Source organism: Flavobacterium hibernum, assembly GCF_000832125.1.
Lineage (GTDB): Bacteria > Bacteroidota > Bacteroidia > Flavobacteriales > Flavobacteriaceae > Flavobacterium > Flavobacterium hibernum.
Genome location: NZ_JPRK01000011.1, coordinates 169,295 through 186,335, shown reverse-complemented (window position 1 = coordinate 186,335; position 17,041 = coordinate 169,295). Strand labels below are relative to the sequence as shown.

Below are 17,041 nucleotides of genomic sequence, written 5' to 3'. Positions count from 1 at the left end.
GTTGCGTTGTTCAATTCTAAAAACGTAATTTTGCCTTTTAATATATTTTAGTTTTTGAGAATAATCTAAAATCTAAAATCAGCAATCTAAAATTAAAGAATGACAGGACTCGTATATAAATCTACAGGAAGTTGGTATACCGTAAAATCAGAAACAGGCGATTTTATAGAATGCCGTATGAAAGGGAAGTTTAGGATGAAAGGTATTAAAAGTACTAATCCTATTGCTGTAGGTGATATTGTCGATTATGAACTCGAAGAAACCTCTGATGCCTTAACCGGAACTATTTTTAATATTCACGAAAGAAAGAATTACATCGTTCGTAAATCGGTTAATTTATCGCATCAAATGCATATTATTGCGTCGAATATTGATCGTGTTTTTTTATTAGTAACAATTAATAATCCACCAACAACATTCAATTTTATTGATCGTTTTTTGGTAACGGCAGAAGCTTACGGAATTGAAACTGTTTTGGTTTTTAATAAAATAGATACTTTTGACGAAACTACACTTGACGATCAATTATACATGCAACACGTTTATCAGCAAATTGGTTATAAATGTTTGCGTGTTTCATCAACAGAAATGAAAGGTGTTGAGGAGTTGAAAGAAATGATGATTGGCAAAGTAAGTATGTTTTCAGGACACTCGGGAGTTGGAAAATCGACTTTGGTAAATGCGATGGAGCCATCTTTACATCTTAAAACAAAAACTATTTCGGAGGCAAGTAAACAAGGTCAGCATACTACAACTTTTGCTGAAATGTATGATTTGTCATTTAACGCAAAAATCATCGATACACCCGGAATTAAAGGTTTTGGAATTGTAGATATGGAAAAAGAAGAAATCAGTGGTTATTTTCCTGAATTTTTTAAATTAAAAGATCAATGTAAGTTTAATAATTGTCTACATAAAGAAGAACCGCATTGTGCTATTAAAGCCGCTTTAGAAAGAGACGAGATCGCTTGGTCTCGTTATAATAGTTATTTGAAAATCTTAGAGGGCGACGACGAAAATTATCGTACAGATATTTACAACGATGATCGTGCTGCCAGTGATGAAACCAGAGGGAAATTGTAAATAATTTTCAATTTCTTAAATTCCAAATTCCATTAAAAAAATATCGACAAAAATTTAATGTAGAGATGCACTGCAGTGCATCTAACGTCAGAATTTAAATCTTTTTAATTCGTATAATCTGTGTTAAAACCACATCATTAGATAAAATATGAAAATTGTTCTTCAAAGAGTTTCCCAAGCATCAGTTACGGTTGATGAAAAAAAAGTAGCCGATATTCAAAAAGGTTTACTGGTTTTAGTTGGTATCGAAGATGAGGATACTCAGGAAGACATCGATTGGCTGGTGGGTAAAATCATTAAGATGAGAATTTTTGGTGATGAAAATGACGTCATGAACTGCTCGGTTCAGGATATCGAGGGCGACATAATTGTGGTAAGTCAATTTACACTTCACGCTTCTACAAAGAAGGGAAATCGTCCATCGTACATTAAAGCTGCAAAGCCAGAATATGCAATTCCAATGTATGAGAATTTTGTGCAATCTTTAGAAAAAGAGTTTGGAAAGAAAGTGCAAACCGGAATTTTTGGTGCAGATATGAAGGTTAATCTGTTAAATGATGGACCAGTAACGATTTTAATTGACAGCAAAAACAAAGATTAAAAAAATATTAGACAAGTGTTAAAAATTTCTAAAAATAATATATATTTGACGAAATTACTTACTAATGAAAATACCTTGTTCTGCACTGTTTTTTTTCTTATTTACCTTTATCTCTACTGCTCAAAAGAGTCAATATCCAGTAGCATCTATTGCAGATAGTCTTAAACAAAGTGTTGATGCTGTAGTACGTTTGGATCAAATGGACATTGTCATTTCTTCGCAGCGTAGCATGACTGTCAAATCGCAAAGAGTTGTGACAGTTTTTAACGAATCAGGATTAAGTGATATAGAAGCTTATCAAGGCTATGATAAATCAACTTCAATAAAAAGCATCGAAGCAATCGTCTATGATGCATCTGGCAATGAAATCAAGAAAATTAAACGTAAAGATTTTAAAGATCAAAGTGCTGTAAGTGGGAGTACTCTTTTCTCTGACAATCGTATCGTTTCTTTAGAGTATACTCCAATTTCATATCCTTTTACCATTGTTTTTACTAATGAGATCGAGAGCTCGAATACAGCCTTTTTACCACAATGGTATTTTTTAGGTGGCTACGCCGTAAGTGTAGAGAAATGTGTATTAAATGTTACTTACCCAAATAATCTTGGATTTAAAAAGAAAGAGTTTCAATTTTCCGGTTATAATATCAAGAAAACTTTAGATACAGATACACAACTAAGTTACGTTGCAACTAATATTTTGGGACAGAAATACGAAGATTTGAGCCCGTCCGGTAGTGATCTTTTTCCTAGAGTTATGATGGGGTTAGAAAGTTTTCATTTAGAAGGTTATGATGGTACAGCCAAAACATGGGAAGCATTTGGGAAATGGTACAGCGAAAAAATTCTAACAGGAACAACAGATCTCTCTGAGGAAACCAAAACAAAGATCAAAGCATTAGTGGGTGATGAAAAAGACCCAATTAAGAAAGCAAAAATCATTTATGACTATGTTCAAAAAAAATCTCGATATGTAAATATTGCTATTGGTATTGGCGGCTGGAAACCTATGCTTGCTACCGATGTTGACCGTTTAGGATATGGAGATTGTAAAGCATTATCAAATTATACAAAAGCACTCTTACAGGTAGTCGATGTTCCGTCGTATAATACAATTCTATACGGAGATCGTTATAAATCTAATATTCAGTCTGACTTTGTTTCGATGCAGGGAAATCATATGATATTAGCAATTCCTAATGGAGATAATTATACTTGGTTAGAATGTACGAGCCAAGACGATCCTTTTGGATATCAAGGAACTTTTACAGACGATCGAGATGTTTTAGTCGTGAAGCCAGAGGGAGCTGTAATTGTTAGGACAAACATTTATGCCGATAACGGAAATTCTCAGAAAGAAAAAGGATCTTATACCATAGATGAAAATGGGCATTTTTCAGGTTCAATATCGATTTATTCAGAAGGATCGATTTATAGTTCTAAATCTCGAATAGAACACTTACAACCAACCGAAAAAGAATCACATTACAAAGAGTACTGGAACAACATCAATAATCTAAAATTAGGTAAAATCACCTTTACTAATAATAAAGAAAATATAAGTTTTACTGAAGATGTTCAAATTAGTGCTACAAATTTTGCTACAATTTCCGGCAATAAAATGATTTTTGCCGTTGATGCTTTCAATCAAAATTCAGGTAACGTAAGAAGAATTAGAAACAGAAAAAATCCATTTCAAATTCAACGAGGTTATTTAAATACAGACGAAATCGAAATTAATTTACCTATGGGCTTCACGATTGAATTTTTGCCTTCAAAAGTTGAACTGAAAGGAAAATATGGAGAATACAAAACAGAAATTATAAAAAACGAAAACAATAAACTGACATACAAACGCTCTATGTTTTTAAATAAAGGGAAATATTCAAATAAAGAATATGATGAATTTCGCCTTTTTATGGAGCAAGTGTCTAGAAATGATAACGCCAAAATTATATTAACCAAGAATTAACCAACATGAAATTTATTAAACTTTTTAGTCTTTCAATTCTGTTGTTACTTGTTTCAAAAGTAACAGCACAAGAATTTAAATTAGGAAAAGTGTCTGTGGCTGAATTAGAGCAAAAAGTGCATCCTAAAGATTCATCGGCTGTAGCTGCAATATTGTATAAAAGAGGAAGATCAAGAATTGAGTATGACCAAAATGACGGTTTTATTACCGTTACTGATGTCGAAGCCAGAATTAAGATTTATAAAAAAGATGGTTACGACTGGGCCAATCAAAATGTTTGGTATTATAATCAGGATAATTTTAAAGAAAAAGTAAGTTTTGCAGATGCGGTTACTTATAATTTAGTAGATGGTAAAATTGAAAAAACTAAATTAAAGAGCGATGGTGCTTTTGATGAAAAAATAAATAAGTTCAGAGCTCAAAAAAAGATAACAATGCCTAATATTAAAGAAGGCTCAATTATCGAATTTAGCTATCAGGTTAGAAGTCCTAGTGATAGAATGATTAGAGAGTGGGATTTTCAAACCAGTATTCCTGTAAATTACTCTGAATTTAAGACGTGTATTCCAGAATATTATGTTTTTAATTCGAGACAAAAAGGATATATTTTTCCTAAAGTTACCACCGAGAGAATTCCTAAGTCAATCTTATTTACTTTTAAAGAGCGATCTACCGGAGCAGGAGGATTTTCTTCGACCAGAACAGATGTTTCTCATGAGAAACTTGATTATATGGAGACGCAAACGACTTATGTATCTGCTAATTCTCCGGCTATGAAAGATGAAGCATTTGTAAATAACATCGATAATTATACATCAAGCGTTCAGCACGAACTATCGATGATTAAATATCCAAATGAGGTTTTGAAACCTTATTCGACAGATTGGAATTCAGTAGTAAAAACCATTTATGAGTACGAAGATTTTGGACCTGAATTAAACAAAACAGGTTATTTTGAAGATGATGTAAAGAAACTATTAGAAGGTAAAAATACACCTGACGAAAAAATACTAGCCATTTTTAATTACGTAAAAACGAATGTAAAGTGGAATAATTATTTGGGATATAATTGTGATAACGGAGTTAGAAAAGCATATAAAGAAAAAACAGGAAACACTGCTGACATTAACTTGATGTTAACTGCAATGTTGCGTTACGCAGGTTTAACGGCCAATCCGGTTTTGGTAAGTACTCGTTCTAACGGAATTGCAATTTTCCCAAACAGAACAGCTTTTAATTATGTAATTGCTGCTGTTGAGACTCCAAATGGACATGTTTTATTAGATGCAACAGACAAATTTTCGACTCCAAATGTTTTACCATTTAGAGCTTTAAACTGGATGGGACGATTAATTCGTAAAGACGGAACATCTGAAGAAGTAGATTTAATGCCTAAAAAGAATTCGAATGACATTGTTTTCATGAATTATACTGTTGGTACTGATGGAAAAGTGACAGGTAAAACAAGAAGGCAAAGTACAGATTATAACGCCATGCAAAAAAGAGATAATATTGATGGTGTAAAAGAAGACGAATACTTAGAAAAACTTGAAAACAGACTGAATAAAATTGAAATCAGCGAGTATTCGAGAACAAACGAAAAAGATTTATTATTGCCAATGGTAGAAACGTATTCTTTTACCGGAAATAATTTATGTGAAGTAATTGGAGGCAAAATTTACGTTAGTCCAATGTTATTTTTTGGAGGCGGAAAAAACCCTTTTAAACAAGAAGTTAGAGAATATCCTGTAGATTTTGGATTTCCATTTACAGATAAGTATAATATTACAGTTAAAATCCCTGAAGGATATGCTCCAGAAGTATTGCCTCAACCAGTTGTTCTTAATATGGCCGATAACTTAGGAAGTTTTAAATTTAATATTGTTAATAGCGGAGATTTATTACAAATAAGTATTCAACATCAAATAAACGAAGCCATAGTTTCTACTGAACAATATGAAATGCTTAAGGAATATTATAAAACCATGATTGCAAAAGAAACAGAAAAAATAGTGCTGAAAAGAATATAATATGAAGTTTCGAAATTTTGTAGCGGTTTTTTTAGTTATAATTTTTGGTATTTCAGAAATGAATGCTCAAAGTTATGAGTTAGGTAAAGTAACAGTGGCTGAGCTGAAAGAAAAAGAAAATCCAAAAGACACCACGGCACCCGCTACAATTTTGTTTAAAAAAGCAAAAACTATTTTTACTTACAATAAAGACAGAGGTTTCTCTGCCAATCATGTTTATGAATTTAAAATTAAAATTTATAAAAAAGAAGGACTAAAATGGGCCGATCAAAAAGTGCGTTTTTACATTGGTTATGAAACTTTAAATCAAGATCTTCTTGAATTTTCGAATGCAGTTACCTACAATTTAGAAAACGGATCGATCGTAAAAACAAAATTGGACAATCAGGGAACGTTCAAGAAAAAAGTAAATAAATTTTGGAACGAGAAAACAATAACGCTTCCTAATGTAAAAGTGGGGTCGATTATAGAATATAAATATGTTCTGAAATCGGAAAACATTGTAAAGCTCCCGGATTTTGATTTTCAGTACGATATTCCAGTGCGCTACTTTGAGTATAAAACAGATATTCCGGAATTTTATATTTACAAAACACTTCTTATTGGAACTCGTAAAATTGAAACAGATTCGAAAATAACTAGCGGAAACCAGAGTTTTAATGATGAGTATAATAGATCCTCATCTATTTCATATAAACAAATTAGTGCATTTTACAGCGGGAAAGACATTCCCGCTTTAACAAAAGAACCCTATGTAGATAATATCGATAATTATAGAGGTTCCATTCAGCATGAATTAGAGCGAGTAAGATATCCAGATCAACCCGTAAAAGATTATGCGTTAACTTGGGAAGGTGTGGCAACTAATATTTTTAAAAGTGAAAATTTTGGCAAAGAACTCAATGATAAAGCTTTTTTACTTGACGATGTTAAGCGATTATTGGCAAATGTAGATTCTCTAACCGAGAGACTAAATATCATTTTTAAATTCGTTCAGAATAAAATGAATTGGAATGAAGTTAATGACTATTATACAGACAAAGGCGTTAAAAAAGCATATGCAGATCAAACCGGAAATGTAGCCGAGATTAACTTTATTTTAATCAATATGCTTAAAGTGGCTGGAATTGATGCGAACCCGGTTTTGGTTAGTACAGTCGAAAATGGGGTACCGGTTTATCCCACTAGAACAGGTTTTAATTACGTAATTGCTGCTGCTGAAATTGATGGAAAACAAACTTTGTTAGACGCAAGTCGAAAGTTTACCTATCCCGGAATTTTGCCTTTAAATGTTTTAAACTGGAAAGGAAGACTGATTAAAAATGATGGAACATCAAAAGAAATTAATCTAGAACCTACGACAACCTCAAAAGAGTTTTCGAATTTGGTAGTTAAAGTTGATCATCTTGGAAAAATTGAAGGTAAAATCAGAATTCAAAGAACAGATTATGATGCCTACGATTTTAGAATCGAAAATGTCGAAAAGAATCAAGAAAGTTATCTCGAGAAATTAGAAGGACGACTTGGAGATTTAAAAGTGTCAAATTACAACATCGAAAACAAAAAGAATAATCTTCAGGATCCGGTTGTAGAAACATTTAGTTTTACATCAGATAATAAGGCAGATATTATTGGCGGAAAAATTTATTTAAATCCGTTGTTGTTTTTTACACGATCTAAAAATCCTTTTAATCAGGAAATTAGGCAGATGCCGGTTTGTTTTGTATATCCGTCTCAGGAAAAAATCAATATAAACATTGATATTCCCGAAGGTTATGAAGTAGAATCGTTGCCAAGTCCTATTAGAATTTTATTAGAAGATAAACAAGGTATTTATGTTTTCAATATCGTTAAAGATGGAAACAAAATTCAAATAAGTAGTTCAAAAGAAATTAACAGTAGTATTTTTGCAGCTGACTCATACGGAGCTTTAAAAGATTTTTATCAGAAGATGATAATGAGTCAGAATGAGAAAATTGTTCTTAAAAAAATATAACTATGGATTTGAAAAATGCACAACTAGACGTCGATACCTGGATAAAAGAACACGGTGTTCGTTACTTTAATGAATTGACCAATATGGCACAACTTACAGAAGAGGTAGGTGAAGTAGCCAGAATTATTGCACGCAGATACGGAGAACAATCTGAGAAAGAAAGCGATAAAAATAAAGATCTAGGCGAAGAATTGGCCGATGTTGTTTTTGTGGTCTTATGTCTTGCAAACCAAACCGGAATAGATTTACAAGCCGCTTTTGATAAAAAAATGGATTTAAAATCAATTCGAGATAAAGACCGTCATAAAAACAACGATAAATTAAAATAATTGTGAAATATCACTCATAAGGTTTGAATTATGAGTTTTGAATTTTGAATTATGAGTGGGGAGTGGTAAATTGCGTGGCGAATTACGTTTCTAACCATTCATAATTCATAATTTCAATTTACAATTAAAAAAATGAATTTACTACTCCAAACAACTCAACATAATTTACAAGGACAAATTGCAGTAACAGGCTCAAAGAGCGAAACAAATCGTCTGTTGTTGTTAAAAGCTTTGTTCCCAAATATCACACTTTCCAATACTTCAAACTCTGATGATAGCGAAGTAATGCAAAAAGCCTTAATTGGTAATGACGAAATTGTAGACATTCACCATGCAGGAACAGCAATGCGTTTTTTAACTGCTTATTTTGCCGTAAATGAAGGTCGCGAAGTTGTAATGACAGGTTCAAGCAGAATGCAAGAACGTCCTATAAAGATTTTAGTAGAAGCTTTAGGACAATTGGGAGTAGAGATTACTTATGAAAAAGAAGAAGGTTATCCGCCAATTAGAATTAAAGGCAAAAAGGTTACAGCTTCAAAAGTAACATTAGCAGCCAACGTAAGTAGTCAATATATATCTGCGCTTTTATTAGTGGCTTCAAAATTAGAAAACGGATTAGAATTAACTCTAGAAGGAGAAATTACTTCAATTCCGTATATCAAAATGACTTTAGCATTATTAAACGATTTAGATATTCAGACCAGTTTTGAAGGAAACGTAATTAAAGTTTTTCCAAAAGCATCAGTAGCTTCAAAAGAAATGGTTGTCGAATCTGATTGGAGTTCAGCTTCGTACTTTTTTAGTTTAGTAGCTTTGGCAGATACAGCTACGATTACTTTAAGCAGTTACAAAGAAAATAGTTTGCAAGGCGATTCAGAGTTAGTTTCTCTTTACGAGAAATTAGGCGTAAAAACTACGTTTCAGGATAACAAAATGACTTTGGTAAAACAAGAAAATTTTAATTACGAAACGGTAAATTTTGAATTAAACAACACTCCGGATATTGCACAAACAATTGTAGTAACTTGTTTAGGTTTAGGACTTGGTTGTCACTTAACAGGTCTTCATACTCTAAAAATTAAAGAAACGGACAGACTTGAAGCGCTTAGAATTGAGCTTACTAAATTAGGAGCAAACATTTCAGTTACCAATGATAGTTTGACTTTAATAGCTTCAGAAAACATCAATCATAATATTAAAATTGCCACTTACAACGATCACCGTATGGCAATGGCATTTGCGCCATTAGCATTAAAAGTGCCAATTATTATCGAAAATGCCGAAGTAGTTTCTAAATCATATCCAGATTTTTGGAATGATTTAAAAGAATTAAAGTTCCAAATTTCAGAATTGTAGAAATAAAATAGGCGCCACGAATTCACGAATTATTTTTTAAGCTTTATTATTAAATTAATTCGTGAATTCGTGGCGAAAAAAATAGCCCCTAGTTTTAACTAGGGGTTTTTTGTATTACATTTTTCGGCTTTAGCCAAATAAAAACATCTACAATTTTTAAAGAATTCCAATTAAATGAACTTATATTACTTATATGCTGAAAAAACGCACCCCAAAGCCTCAGTAAATCAGCGACTTTTGAAAATAAACATCAAAACACTTGACAACGCCTATCTCACAGTCGTATATTTGCACACGATTAAAAATCAGGTATCCAAATAATCCTGATTGAAAATCTATAACTCATAACTTTCTCAAATGAAATTATCACATTTTCAATTTAATTTACCGAAAGAACTTTTAGCGGAATTCCCAGCAGAAAATAGAGACGAATCTCGTTTAATGGTAATCGATCGTCAAAAACAAACTATAGAACATAAAATGTTTAAAGATGTTATCAATTATTTTGATGACGGAGACGTTTTAATTCTTAACAATACAAAAGTTTTCCCTGCACGTTTGTACGGAAACAAAGAAAAAACAGGAGCAAGAATTGAAGTTTTCTTATTAAGAGAATTAAATTCAGAGCAACGTTTATGGGATGTTTTAGTTGATCCAGCTAGAAAAATCCGTATCGGAAATAAACTTTATTTTGGTGACGACGATTCGTTAGTTGCTGAGGTAATTGATAATACTACTTCTCGTGGTAGAACATTACGTTTTTTATATGACGGTTCTTACGAAGAATTTAGAAATAAATTGACAGAACTTGGAGAAACTCCAATTCCTAAATATATCAGTAGAGATGTAACTCCAGAAGATGCTGAAAGATACCAAACTATCTACGCAAAAGAAGAAGGAGCTGTAGCTGCACCAACTGCAGGTTTACACTTTTCTAAACACCTTTTGAAAAAATTAGAAATCAAAGGAGTAAACTTTGCCGAAGTAACACTTCACGTTGGTTTAGGAACATTTAACCCAGTTGAGGTTGAAGATTTGTCTAAACACAAAATGGATTCGGAAGAATTAATTATCAAACAAGAAGCTTGCGATATTGTAAATGATGCCAAAGCAAAGAAAAAACGTATTTGTGCAGTTGGAACAACTTCGATGCGTGCAATCGAAAGTTCAGTTTCATCACAAAATACTTTAAATCCTTATGAAGGTTGGACAAATAAATTTATTTTCCCTCCTCACGATTTTAGTATTGCAAATTGTATGATTACAAATTTCCACACACCAAAATCAACATTATTAATGATGATTTCTGCTTTCTGTGGACATGATTTGATGAAAAGAGCATACGAAGAAGCTATCAAAGAAGGATACAAATTCTATTCTTACGGAGATGCTATGTTAATTATCTAATTAGATATTTAAATAAAATATAAAACCTGTCAGTAATGGCGGGTTTTTTTATGTTTAAAAAGTTTCGGGTTTCAAGTTTGGCATTAGTTGTTAAATTTAAACGTAAAGTTCGCTAAAGTTTTTTTGCTTAGTTTGTTTTTGCCACATGCAAAAGCACGCAAAGCTTTGCTAACTTAACGTTTGCAAACGTTAACCTGAATAAAAATCCTTGCGAACTTTGCTGTTAAATCTCCAAAGTATATTAACGCAAAACTTGAAACATGAAACAAAACAAACAAAATTTGTTATTTTAGCAGACAAAACAAAAAACAATGACTTTTCTAAATACACGCGAATTCGCGAAACAACTTGATGCACAAGACGCATTGAATCATTATCAAGACCAATTTATTTTTCCTAAAGTTAATGACAAACGCGTTATTTATTTTACAGGAAACTCCCTGGGACTTCAGCCAAAACGGACTAAAGCTTATATTGATGAAGTTATGAACGACTGGGCAAATCTAGCTGTAGAAGGTCATTTTTATGCCGAGAAACCTTGGTGGGATTATCAGGAAAGATTTGCAGAACCATTGAGTAAAATTGTTGGTGCACTTCCGTCAGAAGTTACTGTAATGAATACTTTGACCGTAAATCTTCATTTATTGATGGTTTCGTTTTATCAGCCAAAAGGTAAACGTTATAAAATTATTTGTGAAGAAAAAGCATTTCCGTCAGATCAATATATGTTTCAAAGTCAAGTTCATTTTCACGGATATAAATCAGAAGATGCCATTGTCGAAATTAAGCGTCGTGAAGGAGAACACAATATTCGCCTAGAAGATGTTCTGGCAAAAATTGAAGAAGTGGGTGATGAACTTGCTTTGGTTTTAATTGGAGGAGTAAATTATTATACGGGACAAGTTTTCGATATCAAAACAATTACGGCTGCAGGACAAAAAGCCGGAGCAAAAGTAGGTTGGGATTTAGCGCATGCTGCCGGAAATATTAAATTGCAATTGCACGATTGGAATGTTGATTTTGCTGCATGGTGCAGTTATAAATATATGAATTCAGGACCAGGAAATGCTTCTGGTTGTTTCGTACACGAAAAACACCATAACGATTCGAGTTTACCTCGTTTTGCGGGTTGGTGGGGACATAACAAAGAGCGCCGTTTTAAAATGGAGCCTACTTTTGATCCTGTTCATGGAGCAGACGGATGGCAAATTAGTAACCTACCAGTACTTTCTTTAGCTCCATATTTAGCATCTGTTGATATGTTTGCTGAGGTTGGAATGGATGCTTTAATCCAGAAGAGAGATCATATTACCTCATATTTAGAATTTATTTTGCACGAAATAGATAAAGAAGTTGAAGGAAGTTTCGAAATCATTACTCCTTCAAACCCTGAAGAAAGAGCTTCTCAATTGTCTGTTTTTCTTCACGGAGAAGGAAGAAGTTTATTCGATTATTTAATGAAAAACGGAGTAATTACAGATTGGCGCGAACCAAATGTAATTCGCTTAGCTCCAGTTCCTTTATATTGTTCTTATGAAGATATGTATGACTTTGGGCAAATCCTGAAAAAAGGAATTCTCGGGAAGTAAAGGATATTTGTCTCGCAAAGACGCCAAGTCGCTAAGTTTTTTGTTAAAGACACTATTTACGTGCTATTTGTCATTTCGAGGAACGAGAAATCACACACGAAATTGCGTACCTGCAATTGCCAATCTTTGTCGATTTTCTAATGTGATTTCTCGTTCCTAGAAATGACATAAATTGAGAAAAACTTAGCGACTTGGCGTCTTTGCGAGATTTTTTTGAATCTTGCTTAAAAAAAATCCGTTTTAAATCTGCGTCAAATCTTAACTACAATCTTTAAATTCTATAACCTTTCCTCTAAATCATGTAACGTCAACAAAAGCAATCTTCTTTAATTTGTAGTGTATAATAATTTAAAACTACAATCATGAAAGCCTTATATATTTTATTAGCCGCTTTAACAATTTTTTCTTGTCAAAATCAAGGGAAAGAAGACATTAATAGAGCAAAACAAGCAAGTGTTGATTCTATGAAAGTTGAAATCAATAAGCAAAAAGTTATTGATTCTATGAAAACGGAAATGGCAAAAATCAAAGAAGAGCAGCAACAAAAAGTAGAAACTCAAAAAGTTGTTGTTGTACATCAACAAGCTGATGGAACTGCAACAAGTACAACCACAACCAAAAAGAAAGGTTGGAGTTCTACTGCTAAAGGTGCAGTAATAGGAGCAGGAGTTGGTGCTGTAACAGGAGCTATTGTAAGCAAGAAAAAAGGACAAGGAGCTATTATTGGCGGACTTGCCGGTGCCGGAGTTGGAGCTGGAACAGGTGCTATTATTGATGGAAGTAAAAAGAAAAAAGAATAGACTTTTACATAGCTATTTAAAATATAAATCCCCGATTTAGATCACTAAATCGGGGATTCTTTTTATACCAATTCTAAAGTTGGAATTTTTATTGCAGCCAGTTCCAGTTTATAAAAGTCAAATTGATATTTAATTTTTTCTTCATCGTTTTTAAAATAGAAACTAGATTCGAGCAAATTGTGGTAATACTCGATTCCTTCAAAAAGATTAGTTTTAAAAGTATTCCATTTTTTTAACTGAGCATTCGTTATTTCTCCTGAAATGTTTTCAATTTCATTTCTAAAATATTCCACATACATTTTTAGTTCTTTAACGAATAAATTTGGCCTGTTATCAGTTCTTAAAATCGATTTATTTCCATAAATATGACCCAACATATCAGATAAGGAAACTTCTTGGTCAAAATAAGCCATATTTGGCCCAGGACATATTACAACTCCTTGAGCTTGCCCTTTTATTTTAATATCATTTTCTAAATATGAGGCATTAGCCAAGCCAACACATAAACACGATTTCTCAGTAATTGCAAATTTTGCTTTTTCAAAAGATTTAGGAGTGTATGAGTCTTTCGATGCTTCTAATTCGGCTAGTTTTAAATCCTGAAATTTTTTAGATGCTGTACAAATTCCATGCGGATCGTATTCTTTGCTTAACGCCAAAAATTTCTTTGGACACGAGCTTCCGGCTTTATTCTGTTCAATTCTTTTTTGTTTTAAGGTTTCATTTGTTGTTCCTCTTAAAGTATTAAACGGAACTCCCAAAGGCGAAATATGACTTAAATATAAATCTTTCTCCTTTGCATTCATCAATAGTTCTCTCGTTGCTTGATCTACAGAAGTTGCTTCGGGAACCAATAAAAATGGAGAACCCCAACCTACAGAATCTACATTGTAGTTTTCTAAAAGAAATTCATGTTCCTCGGCAGTTCCAACTCCTCCCTGAACCGTAATTTTTAATGGTAAAGGTTGTTCAGGAACATGAATTTGTTTTTGTTGCAAAACTTTAGTCATTAACTCGTGCGCCGATTGGATGAGCTGATCTTTCTTCTCCTTGAATTCTTCTAAAATAGGACCTAATAAAAGACCATCAGTAGCAAAAGCATGTCCGCCACAATTTAGTCCTGATTCGATACGATATTCAGAAACCCATAGTCCTTTTTTAGCTAAAAAATTTCCTTGAATCATTGCCGATCTAAAATCACTAACCTTTAAAGTAATTTTCTTTTTAAGCTCGTTATTTAGATTTGGGAAAAAATCTGAAAAGTTCTCAAAATAACTAAACAATCTCGGATTCATTCCAGCAGAAAGCACGACTGAAGATTCAAGATTGCTTTTTGCAAAACCCCTTAAAGCAGCATGAGCATCATTAAACTCAATTGGAAGTTGTTCGTTTTTATCAAAATTATCTTTATCAAGTTTGGTCATGATATTCACGTCGATTTCTCCGGGAGAAAGATGTGATTCAATATAATTTTGAATGTTTTCTTTGAATGAAAGTCCGTCTTCAAGTAAATTTTGAAAGCCTTTTTTAATGTCAGACGTATTCGGCAACATTGCAATATAATTTTCAACTGCAGTTTTGCTTTCGGCTAATTCGGTTTTAAAGTTTTCGAATTTTTCTTTGACAATTTTGTCAACTAAATTTAAGTAAGAAGTGATTCTTTCGGCTCTGTAATCGTGAAATTTCTGACTTATCTCTTCGTACGGAAGATTAAATTTGGTACTGTAAAAATTACGCATCTTCTCAATTAAATCATCATCGGCGATAGAAACAACAGAAGAAATACCGTATTGTGCCACGCGTATTGGGCTATCAATCGTATATGCAAGTCCCATCACAGGAATGTGAAAAGTGTGTAAAGGATTTTTTGTCATTTGTTTTCAAATTAAAATAGAAACAAATGTTGGAAATTATAAGTTCTAAAAACCTGATAAATATCAGGTTTTTAAATTGTTGTGGGAGTTTTTTTTACAGCTAATTATCTTCATTATTGTCATTTCGACCGAAGGGAGAAATCACACTAGTAATTCTACAAAGTTAACGTAACGAAACCCGACAGTCCCGAAGTCTCGGGATAAAACCTGTCGGGTTTACTATGCGCAACAATCTTTGCTGAGCTTCTAGTGTGATTTCTCCCTTCGGTCGAAATGACAAGATCATAAAGATGATGAATAATAGTTTTACGAAATAATTCGCGCTAATTCGTGAAATTCGTGGCAAAAAAACATTCTTGCCAAAATAGATTTAAATCAAAATCTTCTTTAACGATTCGGCAATGTTTCTCCATAAAAAGTTATAAAAAGACTTTTCCTGAATTCGTTCCACTTCAACATCGGCTTTTTTTGTTTTGTCATTAGAATCATTTTTCAATAATAAATTGGCAACGGCTGTTTTTAGTTTGGCTTCTTTTTCCGGATGTTTCTTTTTGAACAGCTTTACTTTTAAATCTTCATAATCTAATGTTGCATTTCCTTTAGAAATCGCATCATTTCCGTAAAAATCAAAATGATATTTATTGAATTTTCCCGTAAACGAAGTATTGATATACGGTTTTGTAAAGCGCTCCATTGCCACAACATTAAAATTTGAAATAGTTCCCTGAATATGAAAACTGTCTTTTTGATCTAATACATTAAAACTCCAATCAACGTTTAAAGGAGACGTTTTCATGAACTGACAGTTTACTTTTATTTTTACATCAGCTGTTTTTTTTAAGCCAAAACCGCTTTTTAAATTGGCGATTTGCATATTAAAACGATCAAAGTTTAAAGTGGCGGGACCTTTAGCAAAATCAATTTCTTCTTCGTAAACGAGTTTAGATTTTAAAATTTGAATAGTGTCTATTTGAAGGGGAAATTTAATTTTTCGCAACAAAGCATTATAAAGCGGCTTTTTGCTTAAATCGTCTTTCGGAATTTTGTTGCGATAAATATTAGCATCAACATGATGAGCAACAAGGGAATTTGCTTTAAAGAAGAAACGGTTATTTTTAAATCCCCAATCCATTTTATTAAGATTGGCAGAATCTAATTTTATCGTAAAAATGTCTTTTTCTTTCTCCAGTTTTCGAACAAACTCTTTGCGGTTAAATTCTGGTAAATAAGAGAATTTTTTCAATTTCAAAAAGTTGTTTTCTGTACTAATCTGACCAATATTAATCTGATAAAATGCATTTGGTTTGTAGTATAAACTATCACAAACTAAAACGTATTTTTGAAAATGCATCGGAATTTTTTCTTTTAAAGTGGCATCGGTAATTAAAATTCCTTCAAGCTTTAAAATGATATTTTTGGTTCGAAAAATAGGTTTGTTATTGGTTAGTGAAACCACGTCTACGCTTCCATCATTAAGATAAATATTAGAAACCGCAATTATTTTCTCAAAAGGTTCCAGAATTTGAGTTTTAATACTATTGCTGTTGTTTATAAGTTTCTCGTTCTTTTTGTACAAGATGACACGAGGTTTATTGATGATAATACTCTCGGCTTGAATAATATCGTGAAATGCCAGATTCCAAATATTAAATTTTTTAATTGTTATAGATTCAATTTTAGAATAAAGTCCCGTTTTTGTAGTGCTGTTTTGAGGTTGGTTTTTTGGGTGAACTAAAAGCGTTTGAGCATTAATGGTTCTGGACCAAAGCAAAACTTCGATTTTTTCGTAATTGATGTTATATGCAGTTTTATTTTTCTCGTGTATAATAAGTGGTAATTGTTTTTTTATCCAATAATTGAGACCAATATTGACTAAAATCACAAAAAAGAATACAGAAATTAAACCTATTGCTATTTTTTTATAGATTGACATTTATTCTATTGATTTTAAATACATAAATTTAGACTTTAAAAAGTGTAGTCACTTACACGATTTTACTTTTA

General features: G+C 32.4%; 12 protein-coding genes. 10 read left to right on the top strand and 2 right to left on the bottom strand.

The window, feature by feature from the left end; all coding sequences use genetic code 11:
- The first annotated feature begins 99 nt into the window (after positions 1 to 99).
- The 10 genes from rsgA (at position 100) to IW18_RS13610 (ending at position 13,163) form a co-directional block, all read left to right on the top strand.
- Complete coding sequence (rsgA, locus tag IW18_RS13655) at positions 100 to 1,083, top strand: ribosome small subunit-dependent GTPase A (protein WP_041518436.1); 984 nt, start codon at positions 100 to 102, stop codon at positions 1,081 to 1,083.
- Positions 1,084 to 1,231: 148 nt separating this feature from the next.
- On the top strand, positions 1,232 to 1,684 hold the full coding sequence (dtd, locus tag IW18_RS13650; RefSeq protein ID WP_041518435.1) for a D-aminoacyl-tRNA deacylase: 453 nt from the start codon (positions 1,232 to 1,234) through the stop codon (positions 1,682 to 1,684).
- Between the two features lie 64 nt (positions 1,685 to 1,748).
- Complete coding sequence (locus tag IW18_RS13645; protein ID WP_041518434.1) at positions 1,749 to 3,656, top strand: DUF3857 domain-containing protein; 1,908 nt, start codon at positions 1,749 to 1,751, stop codon at positions 3,654 to 3,656.
- 5 nt (positions 3,657 to 3,661) lie between these two features.
- Complete coding sequence (locus IW18_RS13640; protein ID WP_041518433.1) at positions 3,662 to 5,686, top strand: DUF3857 domain-containing protein; 2,025 nt, start codon at positions 3,662 to 3,664, stop codon at positions 5,684 to 5,686.
- A gap of 1 nt (position 5,687) precedes the next feature.
- The gene (locus IW18_RS13635; protein ID WP_041518432.1) at positions 5,688 to 7,682 is read left to right on the top strand and encodes a DUF3857 domain-containing protein; all 1,995 of its coding nucleotides are present in this window, start codon (positions 5,688 to 5,690) and stop codon (positions 7,680 to 7,682) included.
- A 2-nt stretch (positions 7,683 to 7,684) separates the two neighbouring features.
- Complete coding sequence (locus IW18_RS13630; protein ID WP_041518431.1) at positions 7,685 to 8,011, top strand: nucleotide pyrophosphohydrolase; 327 nt, start codon at positions 7,685 to 7,687, stop codon at positions 8,009 to 8,011.
- A gap of 132 nt (positions 8,012 to 8,143) precedes the next feature.
- Positions 8,144 to 9,367: a 3-phosphoshikimate 1-carboxyvinyltransferase gene (locus tag IW18_RS13625; protein ID WP_041518430.1), complete on the top strand. Its 1,224-nt coding sequence runs from the start codon at positions 8,144 to 8,146 to the stop codon at positions 9,365 to 9,367.
- Positions 9,368 to 9,724: 357 nt separating this feature from the next.
- The gene (gene queA, locus IW18_RS13620) at positions 9,725 to 10,774 is read left to right on the top strand and encodes a tRNA preQ1(34) S-adenosylmethionine ribosyltransferase-isomerase QueA (protein ID WP_041518429.1); all 1,050 of its coding nucleotides are present in this window, start codon (positions 9,725 to 9,727) and stop codon (positions 10,772 to 10,774) included.
- A gap of 311 nt (positions 10,775 to 11,085) precedes the next feature.
- Positions 11,086 to 12,363 (top strand): kynureninase, encoded by a 1,278-nt coding sequence (gene kynU / locus IW18_RS13615; RefSeq protein ID WP_041518428.1) that lies wholly within the window; start codon positions 11,086 to 11,088, stop codon positions 12,361 to 12,363.
- A 362-nt stretch (positions 12,364 to 12,725) separates the two neighbouring features.
- Positions 12,726 to 13,163 carry a glycine zipper family protein gene (locus tag IW18_RS13610; protein WP_041518427.1) on the top strand — a complete coding sequence of 146 codons (438 nt, stop codon included), beginning with the start codon at positions 12,726 to 12,728 and terminating at the stop codon, positions 13,161 to 13,163.
- A 62-nt stretch (positions 13,164 to 13,225) separates the two neighbouring features.
- Here IW18_RS13610 and IW18_RS13605 read toward each other — a convergent pair whose 3' ends face one another.
- Both IW18_RS13605 and IW18_RS13600 read right to left on the bottom strand, forming a co-directional pair.
- The gene (locus tag IW18_RS13605) at positions 13,226 to 15,037 is read right to left on the bottom strand and encodes a hypothetical protein (protein ID WP_041518426.1); all 1,812 of its coding nucleotides are present in this window, start codon (positions 15,035 to 15,037) and stop codon (positions 13,226 to 13,228) included.
- 370 nt (positions 15,038 to 15,407) lie between these two features.
- Complete coding sequence (locus tag IW18_RS13600) at positions 15,408 to 16,970, bottom strand: hypothetical protein (RefSeq protein ID WP_041518425.1); 1,563 nt, start codon at positions 16,968 to 16,970, stop codon at positions 15,408 to 15,410.
- Positions 16,971 to 17,041: the final 71 nt, after the last annotated feature.

Excerpts from the sequence above, each read along its gene's own strand:
- rsgA (WP_041518436.1), top strand. The coding sequence starts at position 100 with ATGACAGGACTCGTATATAAATCTACAGGAAGTTGGTATACCGTAAAA.
- dtd (WP_041518435.1), top strand. The coding sequence starts at position 1,232 with ATGAAAATTGTTCTTCAAAGAGTTTCCCAAGCATCAGTTACGGTTGAT.
- IW18_RS13645 (WP_041518434.1), top strand. The coding sequence starts at position 1,749 with ATGAAAATACCTTGTTCTGCACTGTTTTTTTTCTTATTTACCTTTATC.
- IW18_RS13640 (WP_041518433.1), top strand. The coding sequence starts at position 3,662 with ATGAAATTTATTAAACTTTTTAGTCTTTCAATTCTGTTGTTACTTGTT.
- IW18_RS13635 (WP_041518432.1), top strand. The coding sequence starts at position 5,688 with ATGAAGTTTCGAAATTTTGTAGCGGTTTTTTTAGTTATAATTTTTGGT.
- IW18_RS13630 (WP_041518431.1), top strand. The coding sequence starts at position 7,685 with ATGGATTTGAAAAATGCACAACTAGACGTCGATACCTGGATAAAAGAA.
- IW18_RS13625 (WP_041518430.1), top strand. The coding sequence starts at position 8,144 with ATGAATTTACTACTCCAAACAACTCAACATAATTTACAAGGACAAATT.
- queA (WP_041518429.1), top strand. The coding sequence starts at position 9,725 with ATGAAATTATCACATTTTCAATTTAATTTACCGAAAGAACTTTTAGCG.
- kynU (WP_041518428.1), top strand. The coding sequence starts at position 11,086 with ATGACTTTTCTAAATACACGCGAATTCGCGAAACAACTTGATGCACAA.
- IW18_RS13610 (WP_041518427.1), top strand. The coding sequence starts at position 12,726 with ATGAAAGCCTTATATATTTTATTAGCCGCTTTAACAATTTTTTCTTGT.
- IW18_RS13605 (WP_041518426.1), bottom strand. The coding sequence starts at position 15,037 with ATGACAAAAAATCCTTTACACACTTTTCACATTCCTGTGATGGGACTT.
- IW18_RS13600 (WP_041518425.1), bottom strand. The coding sequence starts at position 16,970 with ATGTCAATCTATAAAAAAATAGCAATAGGTTTAATTTCTGTATTCTTT.